The organism is Dyadobacter sp. SRI_021 (genome assembly GCF_057586235.1).
Genome location: NZ_JBYCZM010000020.1, coordinates 26,312 through 44,141 on the forward strand (window position 1 = coordinate 26,312; position 17,830 = coordinate 44,141).

A 17,830-nucleotide genomic window follows, 5' to 3' on the forward strand; every position below is an offset into this window, starting at 1 on the left:
AGGTTCGATTCCATGAAAATCGTACAGAATCTTAAGTATCGATAGTTCAAGCCCGGCCTTCGAGGTGGCGGTTTCAACAATCAATTTCTGTCCAATCCAAACCGATCCCCAAAGCATGTTGCCGTCATTTTCAATCGTTAATGTTATGCGCAGATTTGTCTCCATCATAATTTAACACATTATCGAGCGCCAGACTTATATCGTTGATGATATCATATATATCCTCAAGTCCCACCGATATCCTTATCGACCCCGAGTTTATTCCAATTTTTTGTTGCTCTTCAGCCGACAAGCGGCAGTGGGTTGTTGAAGCCGGATGTGTAGCAATACTACGTGAGTCCCCCAAATTTGCAGTCAGCGAAATCATTTTAAGAGAATTAAGGAAGCGCTGGGCGCCGGCAAGTCCACCTTTGACAACAAAGGTGACTACACCCCCACCAAGTCTCATTTGTCTCTTTGCGAGCTCATGCTGCGGATGTGAAGCCAAAAACGGATATCGGACCGATTCTACACCACGGTGATTTTCTATCATTGTTGCCACCGCGTGTGCGTTGCTACAATGCCTGTCCATTCGAATAGGCAGCGTTTCGAGGCTTTTAGATAAAATCCATGCATTAAATGGTGACATGGCGCCGCCCGTATGCCGCGCAAAAAATTTCACTTCGCTGATCAGTTCCCTTTTTCCTACCACTACTCCGCCTAACACACGCCCCTGCCCATCCATATACTTTGTAGCAGAATGGCTTACAATGTCAATTCCGTAATCAAGCGGCTTTTGCAGATATGGCGTTGCAAAACAATTGTCTACGTTAAGAATGATATGGGGATATCTGTCTTTAAGGCGTCCCAACCAGTCAAGGTCAACCAGCTCAAGCCCCGGGTTCGAGGGCGTTTCCAGAAATATCATTTTCGTTTGCGGCCGGATTTCTGTTTCCCAACCTCCGGGATCAAGTGCATCTACAAAGGTCGTATTAACACTCCAACGGGGAAGAAACCGAGCTAACAATTGAATACTCGATCCAAAAACGGAACGACACGCGATCACGTGGTCTCCCGCCCGGAGAAAAGAAGCAAAAGATGCATACACTGCGGCCATCCCCGAAGCAAAAGCCACCCCCTCGTCCGCACCTTCCAGTTCACAAACCTTACGGACAAACTCTGATGTGTTTGGATTTGAAAACCGGGAATAGACATTCGCTTCTAATTCGCCTGTGAATATGGCAGCCCCCTGTTGGGCATCTTCAAACGTGAAACTAGAGGTAAGATAAAGCGGCACCGAGTGCTCCCTATATGCTGATTTTGCAGCCTGACTACGAATTAACCTTGTTTGCTCTTTCATCATATCCAATCTTCTGACCGATCCGCTTTATTTTGAGAAAGCCAAATTAACAACCCGAAAATGTGTGATAACAGGATTTATCATTGAATTAATCAATCGTATTAATCAAATTATTTGATCGATTTAAATCCAATATAGTCAACACATACTTTGTCCGTTTACATAATTGTAATATTGGCTGAAATAGTTAAAAATATGGCCAGTCTTAGAAACGAAAGATCTTAAAATAGCTTTCTTGGATTGCGTACTGATTCGAGCTCCTTGTCACACATTGAATATACTAGTGCAGGATTTCCATAGCGATCCCGGTAAGTTCGAAAGCAAGCGAATTTGAATAAGGAGGACGCCAATAAGAAGGATGTGGCATGTTAGTATTGACTATCAGTATAAATGTAGGGTGGTAAACATGCAATGCATAAGGAACATGTCAGTTACATCCCTCTTTTGAAATCGGACGGTCTGGATTTCGTATATTCAAAAAATGCATTGCTAAATGATCCGATATTGTGGTAGCCTACGCGTTCGCCAATTTCGCTGACGCTCATATTAGTTTTCAGGATCATTTCGATGGCCTTGATCATCCGCAATGTTTTAAGGTATTGTAGAAACGACATTTTTAGGGCAGACTGAAACAAACGGGTAAAAGATCTTTCACTCATGTTGAACTGACTGCTCACAATTTTCAATCTTAGCGGCTCCCCCAAATTCTCTTCGATATAATTAATGATTTTCAGTACCCTGGGTTCATCGGTGACCGGTAGGACAATTGGTAACGAATGGGTGCTCATTGTTGGAAGGAGGTTTTTGAGGGCCACCAGGAATTCAAAATTTTCACTCGCCTTGTCAACGTGCCCTCCATCCCATCGTTCGGTGTAGTTAATCATCTGGATAAGGAGTTCACTCGCAGGGTATATTCCCAGTTTTCCATAAAAATCATTTTTCGAATCGTCTTCTCCGTAAAAGTAAAGTGACCGGAATACCGTTGCGAACTGCCCGACTTTCACGACATGCCACACGCCTTTCGGTATCCAGAAATAATGCCGGGCTGGGATAACATATGTTTTGTTGTCGATGGTCACATAAGCGATGCCGCCCTCCACATAACTTAACTGGCCCTTGGAATGGGCGTGCAACGGAATAAGCTTCTCTGATTTCTCATGCATAACAAACACAGAATCCGGTTGAGTGTCAATTTCAGGTAGCGATGCAATCAGGCCCACGGCATTTTGGATAGTATAACAAAACTAAGTAAAGTACAATTGATTCAAATTTAAAGATTTGGCCGGAATTAGTAAAATATTGACTGTTATTAGAAATGAACTAGCTTTTTATGGTAATATTTTTGCGTGCAAATAGTATCACTCAAAATGAATTTCGTAAAAGAGGCATTGCTGGCTAGTATTTTGACAGCTAACATCACGACAGTATGGGGACAAGCAGCAGGAGACACACTAAAACTCTCGCTAACAGATACTTGGGAAAGATCAGATGCTTTCAGTAGACTGGTAAAGATCAAAGAACTCGACGTCGGCATTAGTCAGGAAGAAATAAAAGACGCGCAAATGGAGCGCTTTCCTGAGCTGGGATTAATGGGAACCGCTGAAAAAGCAACGAATATTCCGATCTACGACAACGGACTTTTTAATCGTCCTTCGCAGCATGAGGTGATCCACACGCTTTACAAGGTCAAATCTGATTTTTATTTGAATATTTATAATGGAAATAAACTCAATCTCAAAATCAGGGAAGACAAGATACTGCGCAATATCGCGGCGATAAGGCGCGAGCAGGCAACCTCTGACATCCGCTACAAAGCTGCAAGCCTGTATCTGGAACTTCAACGGTCTCACATTTTCAAAAACCTGATTACCGAGGATATTGCCGATCAGGAAAAGCAGCTCGCAGAAGTAAAGGCCTTTCATAAAAACGGCGTCGTTTTAAAAAGCGATGTATTAAGGGTAGAAATGGAGCTTTCAAAGCGGAGGATGACCCTTATAGAAATCCAGAACGATATCCTGATTACCAATCAAAAGCTGAACATTCTCATTGGCGAACCTGATCATCGCATAGTGCGGCCTGATGAAAATTTTGAAATTTTGCGGAATGCCAGCCAGCAGGACTACGAAGACTTTCTTCATGAAGCGCTCGAACATTCATTTTTGTATCATATTTCGGAGAAGAATACCGAGCTGAGCATATTGAATGTCAAGCAAATACGTGCTAACACCCGCCCCAAAGTGGGAATGTATGCGGAGTTTTATTATGCCAATCCACAGATATTCCTGTTTCCTTACAATCCCTATTGGTACTCGTTGGGCATAGCCGGGATAAAAGCTTCTTTTCCGCTCTCCTCTATTTACCACAACATACATAAACTAAAAGCTGCAAAACTCGAGCTCGAAAAAGAAGAGGAGATCCACAAGGATACCGAAGACAAAGTGCGGCAACAGGTCTGGGAAGCCTTTCTTAAATACCGCGAAGCAATCGAGCAAATCAAGGTAGCCCGCATTAATCTGGATCATGCCCTGGAAAACGAGCGAATTATCAAAAATTCCTATTTCAACCAGGCATCACTAATTACCGACTTGCTCGATGCAAACGTACAGCAATTGCGTTCCAGGTTCGATCTGGCGGCCGCGATGATCATGGCTCAAAATAAATACTATTTACTACAAAACGTTACCGGCGTGCTATAACGATGAAAAAGAAATACACTGTTACCGACAGAATCATAACAAAGATAACCGGATGGATTGCCGGTATAACGCTTGTTGTGCTTGGAGTTTGGGGAGTCCAGACACTGTGGGATTTCTACACTTTTGAAAAAACCAACGACGCGCAGGTCCAGGAATATGTAAACCCTGTTATCTCGCGAGCAGGCGGGTTTATTGTAGCCGTCAAGTTCGAGGAAAACCAGCCGGTAAAAAAGGGAGATACGCTTTTACTGATCGACAACAGAGAGTATACCATTCAGCAGGCGCAGACGGAAGCGTTGATCCGGAAAGCAAATGCCCAGTTGCTGGTATTGGAAAGCAATAGCAATACCTTGGGTAAAACAGCAGCATCTGCTAAATCGCAAATTGACGCCAGCAATGCAAAGGTCTGGAAGCAGCAGCTGGACTTCGATCGCTACAAAAAGTTGTATGAAGCCGAATCGGCGACTAAACAGCAGTTGGAGGATATTCAGGCAACGCTGGATGTTAACAAGAGCGAATATCAATCGGCGCTGGACAGCTACGATGCCGCTATTTCCAGAATTGAGGACATCCAAACGGAAAAAATAGTGGTGAAGGCAGAGATCGAGCGCCTCAAAGCGCTGTTGGACCGGCATAAACTGGACGTCAGTTATACGGTTATTACAGCCGCTTATGATGGACGAATGGGCCGCAGGACCGTCGAAGCTGGTCAGATGATCGATGCAGGGGAAGTGCTTGCCTATATAGTCAACAATGAAACAGACAAATGGGTTGTCGCCAACTATAAGGAGACGCAGATTGCTAATATGAGCCTGGGCGATTCGGTTGTCTTTACTGCCGACGCTTTTCCCGAAAAGGAATTCAAGGGTACCATTATTTCACTTTCACCGGCAACAGGGTCGAGCTTCTCCCTGCTGCCCCCGGACAACTCGACAGGGAATTATGTTAAAATTGTCCAGCGTATTCCTGTACGTATAAGGGTGGACGGCGACAGGAAAGAGATCGACAGGTTGAAGGTCGGTATGAATGTAAATGTCTCGTTTCCTAAGAAGCAACACCATGGATAAGGTTGTTTTTCCACTGTTCAGACCCTGGGTACCGGAGTGGCTGGTGAAGATCATTTTATTCATCCTGCTGCTCCCCAGTATGGTCCTGTTTTTCTTGCCGTTGACGAATCTTAATGCCGCAGCCGGATATTATGGAAGCGAGCCCGCAGACATGCAATTTGCCGTGGCGCTCTTTTACGCGGGCTACGCGGGTTTCTATGCGCTCGAAGTTCGATTCTTCAACTATCTGGCCACCAAGGAGTATTTTATCATCTTTACATTCGTCGAGCTCGTACTTGCCCTGGTATGCTATCACACCCAGGCATTGTACGTGCTTTTTCCCGTACGCTTTATCCAGGGAATGTTTTTTGCTAGTACTGTAAACTTGTCGTTGGCGATGATTTTTTCCCGCCTTCACAGCGAACGTGCGCGGGAGATAGGTTTTTCAGTATTCTTTGGAATGCTTATCTGTGCAATTCCTTTCAATAATCTTGTCACGGCCGATATTATCGATTCGTTCAATTTCAATACCGTTTACAAATGTGCTGTATTTTCGTACCTGCCGGGGCTATTCATGCTGATGATTTCCATGAACAATGTGCGCCTGAACGTACGCTTTCACTTGTATCAGCTTGACTGGGAGAGCTTCTTTATTTACAGTGCCATCTTAGTATTGATTGCCTATATTACGGTTTTCGGTCAGCAGTATTACTGGATTGAGGATCTGCGCATAAGGTATAGCGTTGTGGGCATTATTGCACTTATTGCCTTATTCGTAATCAGGCAACGGCATGCAAGACGACCGTACACCAACCTCTCCGTTTTCCACAACCGCAACTTCTTGATCGGGCTTTTCCTCTTATTCGTACTGTACCTGTGTAGGTTCGCCGCAGGAATCACCAACACATTTTTCGGGGTCGTGCTGAAATTCGACCCGATGCACATCTCCTACATCAACGTATTCAATCTGGCGGGAATGATCACGGGCGTTGTCGTGGCCTGCTGCATGGTGTTGCAGAAAAAGAATATTCGCTACATGTGGCTTCCCGGATTTTGCATGCTTTTCGCATTTCACGTCGTAATGTTCTTTCTTCTGAATACGCAAGCGAATGAAGATCAATTCTATTTGCCACTTTTTGTACAGGGGCTGGGAGTAGGGATGGTAATGGTGCCGACGATTGTTTTTACAATTTCCTCGGTGCCAGGCTCGGTTGGCATCTCTGCATCGGCTATCTGCCTGGCGGTCCGGTTTTTGGGTTTTTGCGTCAGCATTGCTATTATCAATTATTTTGAACTATACCAGAAAAGCAGGCATTACAATGCTTTTCAGGATCATTTGACCAAAGCAAGTCCTGTCGTTCTCAATACCATTCATAGAAACGCCGAAAAGCTTCTCGTGAAGGGAATGTTGCATACCCGTACTTTAAAGGCCTCGCAAAAACTGCTCGTCAATGCAGTCAATGAGCAAAGCCAGATACGGTTTGCCATGGATTATTATGAAATGATGGCCTGGTTGCTCACCGGAGTTATTATTTTGGTCGCCCTGTTTCCTTACCTGAACAGAACAGTAGTTTATCTGAAATCCAGAAGGCTTTCACCTGCCTGATTAGAATATCGGACACAATATCGGAACAAGTTTGTAAAAATAAATTAATTCATGTTGACGCACGTTTTCTCCGCTATTGCATGCTGGGCGTTGGCCAAGCTTTGCTACAAGCTGCAATTGAAGAACAGGGAACCAGAATCACCTGGAGTTTAGGACCAAATATGACTTGATACTTACTTTTATTCTATGAAAAAGCTCAAAAGAATACTGCTGTTTACAACTGTTTTGTTATTCATCAGCTGTGATAAAGAAAATAAATATTTTGAACTGAAAGCTATTAAATTGACCTCCTATCATATCCCTAGGGAGCCGATTCGTAAGTTATCGTTTCGAATTGTCGATGGTATTGACAACAATTCAATTTTAGGTGTTACCGATAAATTTACCACGGAATCAGCTTTGCCTATTACACTAGGAGTATCACCAGAGGTCCGCTCGAAGCTCTACAAACAATCCTACGTTATCGAGCTCTTGGCAGATTCCGGGGCGATTGTTGGCGCCTGCACAGTGGATATGGGTAAATACAAAATTATTTTCCCCATCGATATGGAAATAGAGAGTGAGCAAATGAATATTTCCATTTCAGGCAGTTGGCATTAACCCTGAGAGTCCGATGAAATCACAACAAAAGTACCCCCTAGTAGCGGCCAGCGTATTTCTATGGATCGGCTTCGTTTTGGCGATCAGTTTCATGGAGGCTCCTTTAAAGTTCAGAGCGCCTGGCATTACACTTGCATTAGGGCTGGGTATCGGTCACATCGTGTTTGCAGCACTAAACAGTATCGAATGGATCTTTGCTCTTGCTATCCTATCTCCTTTTTTGTTTCGGCAGGTAAGACAGGTATCCACGGATCAATTGGTGTTTTTGGGTGTGCTTTTGATCCTGACCGTACAGACCGTGTGGCTACTGCCGGAGCTTGATACGCGGGCAGAACAAATTATACAACATAGGGTTGTTCATTGCTCGTATCACCATATTTGTTATGTTGCAGCAGACGTTCTAAAAGTGGCCTGTTTAACCATTGTAGGTGTAAAGCAATTGGTTTTCTAATTTAATTCATTAATTATACAACGATTTTTGTGGATGACGAGTCTTTGCCGAGCCAAGCCATGTAGCATCATTTTTTCACTCAGTATTCTCTCCTACCGTTAAAGATGGCTGGTCTCCGTCGGGCATTTACTGGATTGAGAGGCCCGCGGCCAGATGATTGCTTTTAACCTGGCAGTGTCAGTCAAATACCACATAGTTCGGTCTACCATGCAAATGCTTATTTTGAATACGCTTGAAGAGCACTAGACCCGGTGCTCACTTGGTGACTCGACGCTGATGGGTGCAATAGTTAACGAAAAGTGAAAATGCGTTCTGGCAAATGGTTTAAGCTGCATCAACAGATAGAAGTTTAACACAACATAGGAACCTAATTTTGATGAATATCATAAATTATTCCTGTCGCCGCTTCATGTGGGCATTGCGGTTAAGATCTTTTAACAGCTTCTTACTATTTTGGGAAAAAATATTAACGGTCCCCATTGAATGATACTGCTGCCTCGTTTCATTTCATAACAGATCCCGGGCCAATCGGAGGTTAAAGACAAAATAATTTCTGAAAATATATTGGAGTGAATAAGCAGACGATCGACGAATCAAAGGAATGGGAGGCACTTAGCTCTTCTTTTGTATTGAGAGAGGTAGCTGCTAGAACCGTGCTTTTGCGGGAGGGAGAGATATCTAAGACGATGTTTTTTATTAAATCTGGTTGCTTAAGGCAACAGTCTGCTGCATCGTTCTTAGTTTTGCGTTGATGATTGTTTTTCATTTTCTGAGCGGTGCTGCTGCTCGATCTCTTTGATGTACCGGTAGATGGTGGCCCTGCTAATGCCTAAGACTTTACCAATTTCTTCGCCGGTCTTGTCTTTCTTGTCGTAAAGTGCCTTCGCTGCATGTGCCTTTGACATGGCCGCCTTGCTTAGCCCTTTGGGCTTCCCTCCCATCCTACCCCTGGCGCGCGCGGCCGAGAGCCCGGCCTTGGTCCGCTCCCGGATAAGGTCACGCTCGAATTCGGCAAGCGAGGCGAATATGTTAAAGATCAACCGGCCTTGCTCAGTCGTCGTATCGATCGCATCGTTCAGGCTCCTGAATCCGATCTGCCGCTCTTGAAATTCATTGATCAGATGGATCAGGTCTTTCAGTGACCGGCCCAGGCGGTCCAGCTTCCAAACGATGATCGTGTCCCCTTCCCTTGCAGAGTCGAGCAGCTTGTTAAGCTCTGGGCGCTCTTTGACCGAAGAGACCTTCTCACGAAAGATGCGTTCACACCCTGACTTTTTCAAGTCGTCAATTTGCAGGTTCAGGTTCTGGTCTTGAGTCGAAACCCGGGCATATCCAAAAATCATATCAGTTGTCTCACTTATTCAACCAAAGATAAAAAATAAGACATAGAAATTTGAGATAATGATTTAAGACAGTTTTGTATAACTAAATACATAGTAGGTTAATATGTCATCTGTTCTCATAAAACGCACTTAATCTGCGACAAAGATCCTTCACCGTAGTTTGTTCTAGAACATACATACATTTATATGTGGACGCTTGAATCGGTGTGCAAGTACGCATCAAAGTGTACCAGTCCATCTATAATGAATCAAACATTCCATCGAGAGATAGGTAGGAAGAGAAACGTTTCAATTAGGCATGGTAGATTGATGGGCTTCCCGACATTGACTCTGCTGCCATGTTAAGAGCAACTGCATACAAAATGTTTGATGTTATTGCCTAATCCAGAGCAACTGCCCCATATTAAGTATATTGATTTTCCCATTTTTATCTTCGTAAAAGTCGTAACTAATCATACTCAACTAAGTCTCCGGAGTAGATTTATTCCGAATTGTCGCAGAGTTTGTCCCTAATTTCATTGCACTTTGTTATCTTACGTTTAGTAGGTAAAATGTGTAACGAAAACGGAGAGATAGAGATGAACCTGCATTCCAATCTACAATATCCATTATTCAAATATCTATCAGAAGAATTCAATGGAAGCTTCTATCAGAGCGAATTAACATGTCTGAACAGGATGCTGATCCTGTATCATAACCGGCTGTCATTTTCGATAGACGACGATTCATCAAGCTTTCTAGAAGAGTTCGCTCAGCATTTGGAAAAGCCTATCGCCTACTGGTGGATTCCGGCCTATAAGCGCCAGCACATCAATGTGCTTCGGACCAGGATCAGGTTTGTGCTGAAAAACAACCCTCAAATATTTCGAAACCTTCTGTCCAGACCAGATTACAGTTCCTTTGAAGCCAAACGCCAAACGATCAAAGACATATACCAGTGGCTAGTTACTTTCAGCGGTGAAGCAGGTTCAGCAATTGACGTTATTGATTGGAAGAACGATTTGCAAGCCGAATTCGACCAGTTTTTTCAGGAAACAAAGCAGGTCAAAGAAAAGATGGCACCCCAAAAGCCTGCTTTTGAACACTTTTATCAGATATTGAAGGGGAAAGATAAAGCTGAGAAACAGGACAAATTCCGGAGGCTCGTTGATATTCTTCTCAGGGAGCAATGGATTACAAGCTCAGAGAAACCAGGATTCTATCAATTCCGCAATAGCAGCACAGGCGGCCGGCTTCAACTAGCTGCGATCTATTATACCCTTGGCAAGCAGGGGCACATTGACAGGCAACTGCCTGCTCCACAGGTGGCAGGCCTGTTTAATAGCTGGCTCTCACATGACATCTCACAAAAATCCTTTATTAAGGCCTTTCAAACCGAACAACTCGACACATTCAACTGCTCATCCAACCGGCCCCGCCACAAATATGTGACTGAATGCCGGCTCTTATTGCGAGACCTTTGAAGCCGGATCGTCTCTAAAATTTCCGTAAAAATTCTTTTTATTCCTGCAGGAATTGCAGGAACGTTATTGTCAAAATCTGCGGTGAGATTTGCGATATGTTCAATCAAAACAGTTCGCAAATGAAGAATCTGCAATCCCCCTTTTCGGGTCTGATACTCTCGGGCCTGAAAACAATTCACCCACAATTGACCAAAGGAAATCCTAACCAAAGGTTCGTAAACTGGATTTTCTGCCCAAAGCATGCTTCGGTCAAACTTGGTCTGACCCCGCCATGTAACAGATGCGCTCAAACCGGTAGGCTTTATATCTGCCATCGAATACGGGAAAATCACTGCTTAATGATAACCAAAAGCGCATAGCGATGGGGCCTGTATCACTAACAACAGAGCTGATTCTGATGCTCTATGAGCGGAAGGACGTCAAGAGAAAAAAGTTTCTTTACATGCATTATCGGCGGCTTTTCGCGCAGTACTATTCAACGGGCTTTCTGGTTGACTTGATCAATCAAGATCTGGGCAAAGCAGTGGTCTCAACCGGCGATATCAAGTACATCAGGGCTAATGCGCATAGATGGAAATCCGAGCTGATACCCGAGTATGTAAAGAATGTGGGCAGTGAACGCCAGATTCAAACAGATACGGGTGGTGATCCGAATTTGACGACGGCTCAGACAAGGTAATCTCATGGATAAAGACACATTGGTCGATTTATTTGAGAGGCGGGACAAAAAAAGAAGACGCTTGCTTTACCGGCTTTACCAGGAGTTGATCCATTCGGATCTGACGGCTGCCTATATCGCGGATAAGATCAGTTGGGAATTAAAGCGCGAAGGACTGATAAAAAGCACAGACATTAAGTTCTGCCGCTACCACTTCAAAAAAAGGCCGCTCAAAAAACTTTCGCATTCTCCTGTTTCCACGCCGGCCATCCGGACAAAGGATCAGAAACCTGAAACTGCTTCGGCAACGGGGCTGGATGGGACTTGGACCGATCCAGAAAAAATCAGCTTAATAGACAATCTAATAGTTGAGTCCAAATTCGCTAAAAAGAAAAACCATGAAACGTAAATTTCATTTTATACTCCAAGCCAAAGGTGGCGTGGGCAAAAGTCTGTACACTTACCTGAGGGCGGTCTCTGAGACGGGCAACTCTTCCTTATTTGTCGATGTCGACAGCTCCACCAAAACATCGAGCAGACAATTGTTGTTTTTGGGACAGGACAGGCTCGAAAGCGTCTCGCTGATTGACAAGAGGGATGTGCTGGTCAGAGACCTATTTGTGGGATACCTGGAAAGTCTGATAGATTGTCCCTTTGAGCACATCTACATGGACTTTGGCGCGCCGGAAAGCGAGCAGTTTCCCGCACTAATATCTCGCGATTTAGACTTTAAGGCCTGGTGTGATGAGCTGGGCTTTGAAGTCACTTTCCACGTCGTCATGGCAGCGGGCGGGGCATATCTTGCCTGTGCGGAATACCTTCGGAAGATGTTCGAAGTTCTGGATGGGCAATTTAAAATTATTGCCTGGGAAAACATCTACACTTTCAAACAATATCCAACCTTGTCTGATGAGCTCGCAGAAAAGTGCTTGGTAACCGGCATCAAGCACCGGCAGTTTGGAGATTTCGACGCCAACAGCCTTTTGGGTATTCAGATATTGGATGGCATCAGAAACGGGTATAGCCTAGACCAGTACCGGCCAGGAGCAAGGATACGTTTGACAAAGGAACTTAGAGACCATTTCGGATATGAATGACCAGCTAAGGGCGCTTCTCAACCGGCTAAATGGGAAGTACGGACAAAAGTATGGGCACCTGATGGACGACTGGACTTCGATGCTGCTGGAAGAAATCCATGAAAATTTTGCCGGGCTCGCTGCCGAGATTAAAATCTGTACGCAAGCCATCGGCCAAGCGCAGACCAAGATTAAAACAAGTCAAAGAGCGGTTAACTTTGGTTCGACCCGTGAAGCTTTGTTTTATGCTCTGGGGATCACAGCCCCGGTAGCCATAGCCGCAACCATAATCTCAATATTGATTTTTTGGTATGCGTATACAGAAGAGCGTTTTCAGAAGCTAAGAAGCATTATCGATACCTATGAAAATGTTTCGGACTATGTGCTACTCATGCAGGGTGGTCAGGTTATTGAAAGGGGCGGAGTTAACTATTTGGTGCTCCGTCCTGCCCCCTCCAAAGGAAATATGATGGTTGGAGAGAACTATATCTATGACCACAAAAATAAACGCGTGCTTGTGCCTTTAGGCCGAAAATAAGGCCAAAAACGGCCAAGTGGACTTTTATGAACTTTTGTTGCCAAACGCAGCCATTTGTAAACTTTCGTATGCATTGCGGTGGTTTTCCTTCCTAGCCAGCTATCGCCGGTACGTCGCGAAATGCGACTCCCCGGCGGGAGCTGGCCATGGGAAAACCCCTGGACCCCTGCTATTCGCCTTCCGGCTCATAGCTAATCAAAAAGACAAATGGAAAATCAGAAACAAAAAGGCAGACCACCTAAGGAAAAAGGTACTGCCAAAAGGGAACACTTCTCGGTCTGGGTGAGCGCTGATCAGAAAAGACAGATTAACGAGCTCATAGAGAAAAGCGGGCTTTCAGCCAGTCAGTTCTTTTTGACATTGGCCCTTGATGTGCCTTTTAAGAGACCACAAAAAAGGGCGCTGCCCAAGGCAACTGCCGAGATGGTCAGGATGCTCCAACAACTTTCGGGCGTGTTGTCACTTGCGGCTCTAAAGACCAAGGGCCACCAGATGCTTTCAGACCAGTGGCAGCGCAGTAGCCAGCGCGTTAGGCTGCTCGCCGATCTTATCACGCTTTGGGTGTTTGAAAGCTTTGAGATCCGTAGCATGAAGAAAGCATTCGAAGAACTGCTTAATTGGTCAAATGAGCTCAGCTCTTATCTTTCTCAAATGCTACCTGAAACCGAAGGCAAACATCAGCTACTGCTAAGATGCAGTGCGACCAGTCGACTGATCGGTGATTTGCAGCAAAAATATGAGGCCTACTATTCACAGACTCTTGCAGAACTAACACCTTTCTGGATATGGAGCCAAACCGATGCAGCCTCTGTTCACGCTGAGATTGAAAAAGCTGTAAATGCAACTCTGAAAAAGATGAGGTTATGATTGGAAAGGCAAGCCTTGGCAGCTTTGCCTAAGGGCTAATTGAATACTGCTATTACGATAAGCATGTCTCCGCAAAGATGCGGCAAAGGCTGGACGAACAAGATGTCCGAGGGGAATTGGTGTACATCCAAAACCTAGGTATAAAAATGCATGCAGACGGAAAATTGGACCTAAATTATTTGATCAACCAGTTTAATTGTAATCACATGCAAAATACGAACCTTAAAAAATTCATATGGCACCAGTCATTTAGCTTCGCGCCGGGCGAGAGGCCCGGCAACGAAACGATCGCCGAGATCTCCACGGAATTTGCAAAGGAGTTTGGGTTTGAACAGAACCAGATGCTGGTTTTTAAACATGAGGACAGCGCCAATTCTCACTTTCATATCGTGGCCAACCGCATTAATTACAATGGCAAAAACACCTCAAAGCATTTTCATAACTACGCAAGAACGGGCGAATTCTGCCGCAGAATGGAACAACGCCTTGAATTAATTCAGGCACCGGAAATGAGAATCAATAAGCGGCAGGGGCTTGAAAATATCCTGTCCGATAACCAGCATCTAAAGCTCAAATCATCCGTCGATCAGCTTTTAAATACGTCGGCATCGATCGACGAGATCAAAGCGAAATTGTTGACCCAAGGGTACAAGACTTATGTCGGAAGAGGGATCGCATTCTATCATATGCGGAAAAATATTAAGATTAAGGGCTCTGACTTAGGACGGAGCTATTCGCTAGCCTCTATTGAAAAGCGGCTGGCTCAAAATATCGGAATCGAGGTTAAAGAGCAGCCAAAGCAGGTGCAAAAAAGGCAGAAGAAGCAGGGCTTGGGTATTTAAATGCCAGTTTCTAAGGAGAATGACTTATTTCAGCCCAAAATAACCCATAACACCGTGAAACTGAAAGCTATCAAATTCTTTTCCCCAGAGGAAAACGTACCCGAGGTCAAGGCCGCCGCAAAATCAGCATCGCTCCCGGCGGGCTACATTTCTAATTCAGGTAAGCTTGTTTTCCCGGCCACAGCGCTTCGCGACTTAGGAATCGATCCGGAGTCGGCCAATTTTAAAATCGGTACACAGGAAGGAAAGCGTAAAATCAAATCCGTATACCTTGTTCCGGCGGCCATTTCGGATCAGACTTTTTCCTTCGAAAAAAGCGGCAGGGGACACGTAATTCCGATGGCTGTTATATTGAAAAAAGGCGGAGTTGATTTTAAAAGTCAAAAGCTGATTTTCAAAATTTCGACTTTTGATTTCGATCAGGCTATCAAAGGATATGAGCTAGCCATTGAGACAGAAGAACCAAAGCCGGAATACACGGGTAGGCCTCGTGGCAGAAAAGCCAAAACTGTGACTGACTCGAAATAAATGCAGTTGCCTGTGAGCAGCTATTTGCTTACAGGCGGCTGATTTCACGATAGATTCGTTAACTTTTGAGCCTAAAAGCCTTCGGCATCTCTTACCTTGACGCTCATGCAACAGCCAACAACACTTGAAAAACCTGATTTTGGCCCCAAATGGTTTTGGGATTTGGACTATGAAAAGATAGACTGGCACGCCTCTTACAGAACCGTTATTGCCCGGATCGTCGAGCGGGGTAAAGAAGAGCAGTGGCAAGAATTGGTCCGCTTCTACGGGCTTCAAAAAGTGCTTGACACCCTTAAAAACGAAATTGTCTTTTTGCCGGATTATGCGATTGAAGAAGCCTGCACATACTTTCCGATGAAAAAAGAGGAAATGCTATGCTACACGAAGAAACAGTCGAGGCCAGCACACTGGCTTTGATCCGCCGGTTAATAGCCGATGAAAGTCTTGCGGAGTTTTACCTTGTTGGTGGAACGGCACTTTCCTTAAAGTTAGGTCACAGGATTTCCATCGACGGCGATCTTTTCACCGGCAAAGATTTTGACTCCGCTGCCGTATGTGAACACCTTAAAGCCATGTATAGATTGACTGACGAAAAAACGGTCGAGAATGGCGTTTTCGGATTTATTGATGATGTCAAGGTAGACTTCATCAGTCATCAGTACCCGCTTATCAAACCTGTAGAGCTAACAAGTGGGATCAGAATGCTTTCCCTAGAAGATATCGGTGCGATGAAGCTTTCGGCAATCGTGGAAAACGGAAGCCGAGTCAAAGATTTTATCGATGTCTATTCTCTTTTGGAAAAGTTACCACTGGGGCTGCTCGTAAAGGCTTATACTGATAAATATCCTCAGGCCTCTTCACAGATTGCCAAAACAAGCCTGCTGTATCATCAGGACATCGATTTTTCCGTACCGATCAGATTACTTGATACAGAATTTGATTGGCAGAAGACAGGTATGCGCCTAAGTCAGGCTGTGCACAATCAGTGGCTTACATTTGAGGGTGAGCAGCCGCAACAATCGCTGAAACGGGGAAAGCGGCCAAGGTTGTGAGCTTATCCAAAAGCAATTCAGAATGTCTTACGGCCGATCTTGTTTTCCTTTTAGCAATTCAACCTTTTCGCGTTCGCTTTGTAATAGACGCTCGTATAACTTTTTGTGCTCTTCGAAAAGCTCTACAAGTTTGTCGAGCGGATTGAAAGTGCACTGGTTATTATTGAAAGGCCCGTGATTGACACTATTGTCGTTAAAATTATTGAAGTAATTAAACACAGCGTCTTCACTAAAATTTTTTATTCCTTCCGGTGTAACTCCAAGAATTTTGGCGATCTGATCTAGCAGCTCCTCATCGACCGTCTCGCTTTGCTCGATTTTTGATACCGTTTGCTGGCTGACCTTCAGCTCGTAGGCAAGGCCTTCCTGCTTAAGGCCGCGCAGTTCACGAATGCGACCGATCTTGTGACCAATATGATTGGGTTTTGTTGCTGTGCTCATGGTTACAAATAAAGGAAATATCTGCGCTAAGGTCAACTGATAGCACGAAGTGTTTTACCAATGGTGTCTGGTAGCATACAACTTGTTGTGGTTCGGTACGCGAAGTCGCAGCTTCTTTTTTGTCAAAAAAAGAGAAGCCTATGGAGACTGTAAATTTAGCAACAAGCGAAAATCGGGGTTCGAGGGAACAGAAGCTTGCCAATGCCCGCGATCTGGTCGCTGAATTCTTTCACGCGACTGATCTTGAATTCGTACGTGTCGAACTGTGGCAATTCCTGAAAGCGGTAACTACAGAGAAACCCTTTTCATTTCTAGGAGATCCGTCGACTGTTCTTTGTCTAGAAAGACATTTACAAAAGATCATCAAGGCTTGTCGGTTGCTGTTAGACGTTGCTGAAGAAGATGGAATCGGCTTGAATACCAGTGATTTTCAGCCTTTCAGTCATGCGCAAATTGAAGCAGATAGGCAGTATATGCGGGATGTCCGGGAGCTCAACGACCGGCATGGTGGAATGATCCGTAGGTTGTCGCTCGCCGAAACCGAGCAGCCTCTTCTAGCGATCAAGCGCGTGTTTGATACTTATAGTTATGAGCAGTGGCAAGGGATTCTGGAAGACTGGGTAGAGTATGGACTGAGCAAGGTGAGTATCTGTGAAGCTACCGGCGAATGCGTTGAAATCATTCAGTACGAACTGTTGGAATCACTTCTCGAAGCCGTTTACCTCATTTCAAGAAGCGATCAAGGGATTCCATTTCAGAAACGTCGGCTTGGGAAGCTGGCGGGGAGCAAAGCCATTATAGAATTACTAATTGCAGCACTCGACCCGCTACTCATATTTGAGGTCAAGCATCCTGCGCCACAATCAACGGAGCAGAAGCCATACAGGGATCTGCTAATTGTGTTTGCCGATGATAATCAAAAGACATCCAAGAAGCATCAGCCCATCGTTGAGTTGTTTAGTGCCGGTGATGAAAAGCTCTGCTGCTCGGTTCACAAATTGTCGGATATTCATCAGGCGCTTACCAGCGGGCAAGTATATTTCTCTTTGGCCTGTACCAGCGAAAATCTGGTATACCAAAGGAGTGTTACACCACTACCAAAAATGCTCCCCGAAACACTTAGTCAATTGATCGAGAAATCAAGATACGCGTTTGAAGCCGGAATGAGCAAAGCTAGAAAGTTTTTTGACGGAGCACAGTATTACCAACAAGTAAATGAGCTGGCTCTATCGATGTTTATGCTGCAACAAGCCGCTGAAACGACATTTCGTAGCACTGCAATTG

19 protein-coding genes and 1 pseudogene are annotated in these 17,830 nt (G+C 44.7%); 16 read left to right on the forward strand and 4 right to left on the reverse strand.

Features of this window, described 5'->3' with window-relative positions; translation table 11 throughout:
- Positions 1 to 130 precede the first annotated feature (130 nt).
- Both AC2YIT_RS31260 and AC2YIT_RS31265 read right to left on the reverse strand, forming a co-directional pair.
- The gene (locus AC2YIT_RS31260; RefSeq protein ID WP_487281806.1) at positions 131 to 1,342 is read right to left on the reverse strand and encodes a trans-sulfuration enzyme family protein; all 1,212 of its coding nucleotides are present in this window, start codon (positions 1,340 to 1,342) and stop codon (positions 131 to 133) included.
- 428 nt (positions 1,343 to 1,770) lie between these two features.
- Complete coding sequence (locus tag AC2YIT_RS31265; protein WP_454523575.1) at positions 1,771 to 2,502, reverse strand: helix-turn-helix domain-containing protein; 732 nt, start codon at positions 2,500 to 2,502, stop codon at positions 1,771 to 1,773.
- A 204-nt stretch (positions 2,503 to 2,706) separates the two neighbouring features.
- Here AC2YIT_RS31265 and AC2YIT_RS31270 point away from each other — a divergent pair, with 204 nt between their 5' ends.
- The 5 genes from AC2YIT_RS31270 (at position 2,707) to AC2YIT_RS31290 (ending at position 7,738) form a co-directional block, all read left to right on the forward strand.
- Entirely contained in the window at positions 2,707 to 4,035 is a 1,329-nt protein-coding gene (locus AC2YIT_RS31270; protein WP_487281807.1) for a TolC family protein, read from the forward strand.
- 2 nt (positions 4,036 to 4,037) lie between these two features.
- Positions 4,038 to 5,102 (forward strand): HlyD family secretion protein, encoded by a 1,065-nt coding sequence (locus AC2YIT_RS31275; protein ID WP_454523573.1) that lies wholly within the window; start codon positions 4,038 to 4,040, stop codon positions 5,100 to 5,102.
- Positions 5,095 to 6,687, forward strand: a complete 1,593-nt coding sequence (locus tag AC2YIT_RS31280) for a hypothetical protein (RefSeq protein ID WP_487281808.1) — start codon at positions 5,095 to 5,097, stop codon at positions 6,685 to 6,687. Before AC2YIT_RS31275 ends, AC2YIT_RS31280 begins: the two co-directional genes overlap by 8 nt.
- A 186-nt stretch (positions 6,688 to 6,873) precedes the next feature.
- Positions 6,874 to 7,287 carry a hypothetical protein gene (locus tag AC2YIT_RS31285; protein WP_487281809.1) on the forward strand — a complete coding sequence of 138 codons (414 nt, stop codon included), beginning with the start codon at positions 6,874 to 6,876 and terminating at the stop codon, positions 7,285 to 7,287.
- 13 nt (positions 7,288 to 7,300) lie between these two features.
- The gene (locus AC2YIT_RS31290; protein WP_487281810.1) at positions 7,301 to 7,738 is read left to right on the forward strand and encodes a hypothetical protein; all 438 of its coding nucleotides are present in this window, start codon (positions 7,301 to 7,303) and stop codon (positions 7,736 to 7,738) included.
- 737 nt (positions 7,739 to 8,475) lie between these two features.
- Here AC2YIT_RS31290 and AC2YIT_RS31295 read toward each other — a convergent pair.
- Positions 8,476 to 9,081: a recombinase family protein gene (locus tag AC2YIT_RS31295; RefSeq protein ID WP_487281811.1), complete on the reverse strand. Its 606-nt coding sequence runs from the start codon at positions 9,079 to 9,081 to the stop codon at positions 8,476 to 8,478.
- A 677-nt stretch (positions 9,082 to 9,758) separates the two neighbouring features.
- Between AC2YIT_RS31295 and AC2YIT_RS31300 the strand changes: the two genes are divergently transcribed.
- From AC2YIT_RS31300 to AC2YIT_RS31345, 10 genes are all read left to right on the forward strand, one after another.
- Positions 9,759 to 10,544, forward strand: coding sequence for a hypothetical protein (locus tag AC2YIT_RS31300; RefSeq protein WP_487281812.1), 786 nt, complete (start codon positions 9,759 to 9,761; stop codon positions 10,542 to 10,544).
- Between the two features lie 361 nt (positions 10,545 to 10,905).
- Positions 10,906 to 11,223: a hypothetical protein gene (locus AC2YIT_RS31305; protein WP_487281813.1), complete on the forward strand. Its 318-nt coding sequence runs from the start codon at positions 10,906 to 10,908 to the stop codon at positions 11,221 to 11,223.
- Between the two features lie 4 nt (positions 11,224 to 11,227).
- On the forward strand, positions 11,228 to 11,611 hold the full coding sequence (locus tag AC2YIT_RS31310) for a hypothetical protein (RefSeq protein ID WP_454523556.1): 384 nt from the start codon (positions 11,228 to 11,230) through the stop codon (positions 11,609 to 11,611).
- Positions 11,601 to 12,299, forward strand: a complete 699-nt coding sequence (locus tag AC2YIT_RS31315; RefSeq protein ID WP_454523555.1) for a P-loop NTPase family protein — start codon at positions 11,601 to 11,603, stop codon at positions 12,297 to 12,299. Before AC2YIT_RS31310 ends, AC2YIT_RS31315 begins: the two co-directional genes overlap by 11 nt.
- The gene (locus AC2YIT_RS31320; protein WP_487281814.1) at positions 12,292 to 12,816 is read left to right on the forward strand and encodes a hypothetical protein; all 525 of its coding nucleotides are present in this window, start codon (positions 12,292 to 12,294) and stop codon (positions 12,814 to 12,816) included. The genes AC2YIT_RS31315 and AC2YIT_RS31320 overlap by 8 nt, the downstream gene beginning before the upstream one ends.
- A 207-nt stretch (positions 12,817 to 13,023) precedes the next feature.
- The gene (locus AC2YIT_RS31325; RefSeq protein WP_487281815.1) at positions 13,024 to 13,683 is read left to right on the forward strand and encodes a plasmid mobilization protein; all 660 of its coding nucleotides are present in this window, start codon (positions 13,024 to 13,026) and stop codon (positions 13,681 to 13,683) included.
- Positions 13,684 to 13,829: 146 nt separating this feature from the next.
- Entirely contained in the window at positions 13,830 to 14,525 is a 696-nt protein-coding gene (locus AC2YIT_RS31330) for a relaxase/mobilization nuclease domain-containing protein (protein ID WP_487281816.1), read from the forward strand.
- Positions 14,526 to 14,579: 54 nt separating this feature from the next.
- Positions 14,580 to 15,053, forward strand: a complete 474-nt coding sequence (locus tag AC2YIT_RS31335) for a hypothetical protein (RefSeq protein WP_487281817.1) — start codon at positions 14,580 to 14,582, stop codon at positions 15,051 to 15,053.
- Between the two features lie 105 nt (positions 15,054 to 15,158).
- Positions 15,159 to 15,470 carry a DUF6922 domain-containing protein gene (locus AC2YIT_RS31340; protein ID WP_487281818.1) on the forward strand — a complete coding sequence of 104 codons (312 nt, stop codon included), beginning with the start codon at positions 15,159 to 15,161 and terminating at the stop codon, positions 15,468 to 15,470.
- The gene (locus tag AC2YIT_RS31345) at positions 15,428 to 16,105 is read left to right on the forward strand and encodes a nucleotidyl transferase AbiEii/AbiGii toxin family protein (protein WP_487281819.1); all 678 of its coding nucleotides are present in this window, start codon (positions 15,428 to 15,430) and stop codon (positions 16,103 to 16,105) included. The genes AC2YIT_RS31340 and AC2YIT_RS31345 overlap by 43 nt, the downstream gene beginning before the upstream one ends.
- Before the next feature lie 27 nt (positions 16,106 to 16,132).
- On the opposite strand, the gene AC2YIT_RS31350 is transcribed toward AC2YIT_RS31345, so the two are convergent.
- Complete coding sequence (locus tag AC2YIT_RS31350; protein ID WP_454523548.1) at positions 16,133 to 16,546, reverse strand: helix-turn-helix domain-containing protein; 414 nt, start codon at positions 16,544 to 16,546, stop codon at positions 16,133 to 16,135.
- Positions 16,547 to 16,686: 140 nt separating this feature from the next.
- On the opposite strand from AC2YIT_RS31350, the pseudogene AC2YIT_RS31355 reads away from it, so the two are divergent.
- A pseudogene (locus tag AC2YIT_RS31355) lies at positions 16,687 to 17,830 on the forward strand (hypothetical protein); the annotation flags it as partial.

What these genes read in the sequence shown, in the direction of transcription:
- AC2YIT_RS31260 (WP_487281806.1), bottom strand. Translation starts at nt 1,342, where the DNA reads ATGATGAAAGAGCAAACAAGGTTAATTCGTAGTCAGGCTGCAAAATCA.
- AC2YIT_RS31265 (WP_454523575.1), bottom strand. Translation starts at nt 2,502, where the DNA reads ATGCATGAGAAATCAGAGAAGCTTATTCCGTTGCACGCCCATTCCAAG.
- AC2YIT_RS31270 (WP_487281807.1), top strand. Translation starts at nt 2,707, where the DNA reads ATGAATTTCGTAAAAGAGGCATTGCTGGCTAGTATTTTGACAGCTAAC.
- AC2YIT_RS31275 (WP_454523573.1), top strand. Translation starts at nt 4,038, where the DNA reads ATGAAAAAGAAATACACTGTTACCGACAGAATCATAACAAAGATAACC.
- AC2YIT_RS31280 (WP_487281808.1), top strand. Translation starts at nt 5,095, where the DNA reads ATGGATAAGGTTGTTTTTCCACTGTTCAGACCCTGGGTACCGGAGTGG.
- AC2YIT_RS31285 (WP_487281809.1), top strand. Translation starts at nt 6,874, where the DNA reads ATGAAAAAGCTCAAAAGAATACTGCTGTTTACAACTGTTTTGTTATTC.
- AC2YIT_RS31290 (WP_487281810.1), top strand. Translation starts at nt 7,301, where the DNA reads ATGAAATCACAACAAAAGTACCCCCTAGTAGCGGCCAGCGTATTTCTA.
- AC2YIT_RS31295 (WP_487281811.1), bottom strand. Translation starts at nt 9,081, where the DNA reads ATGATTTTTGGATATGCCCGGGTTTCGACTCAAGACCAGAACCTGAAC.
- AC2YIT_RS31300 (WP_487281812.1), top strand. Translation starts at nt 9,759, where the DNA reads ATGCTGATCCTGTATCATAACCGGCTGTCATTTTCGATAGACGACGAT.
- AC2YIT_RS31305 (WP_487281813.1), top strand. Translation starts at nt 10,906, where the DNA reads ATGGGGCCTGTATCACTAACAACAGAGCTGATTCTGATGCTCTATGAG.
- AC2YIT_RS31310 (WP_454523556.1), top strand. Translation starts at nt 11,228, where the DNA reads ATGGATAAAGACACATTGGTCGATTTATTTGAGAGGCGGGACAAAAAA.
- AC2YIT_RS31315 (WP_454523555.1), top strand. Translation starts at nt 11,601, where the DNA reads ATGAAACGTAAATTTCATTTTATACTCCAAGCCAAAGGTGGCGTGGGC.
- AC2YIT_RS31320 (WP_487281814.1), top strand. Translation starts at nt 12,292, where the DNA reads ATGAATGACCAGCTAAGGGCGCTTCTCAACCGGCTAAATGGGAAGTAC.
- AC2YIT_RS31325 (WP_487281815.1), top strand. Translation starts at nt 13,024, where the DNA reads ATGGAAAATCAGAAACAAAAAGGCAGACCACCTAAGGAAAAAGGTACT.
- AC2YIT_RS31330 (WP_487281816.1), top strand. Translation starts at nt 13,830, where the DNA reads ATGCATGCAGACGGAAAATTGGACCTAAATTATTTGATCAACCAGTTT.
- AC2YIT_RS31340 (WP_487281818.1), top strand. Translation starts at nt 15,159, where the DNA reads ATGCAACAGCCAACAACACTTGAAAAACCTGATTTTGGCCCCAAATGG.
- AC2YIT_RS31345 (WP_487281819.1), top strand. Translation starts at nt 15,428, where the DNA reads ATGCTACACGAAGAAACAGTCGAGGCCAGCACACTGGCTTTGATCCGC.
- AC2YIT_RS31350 (WP_454523548.1), bottom strand. Translation starts at nt 16,546, where the DNA reads ATGAGCACAGCAACAAAACCCAATCATATTGGTCACAAGATCGGTCGC.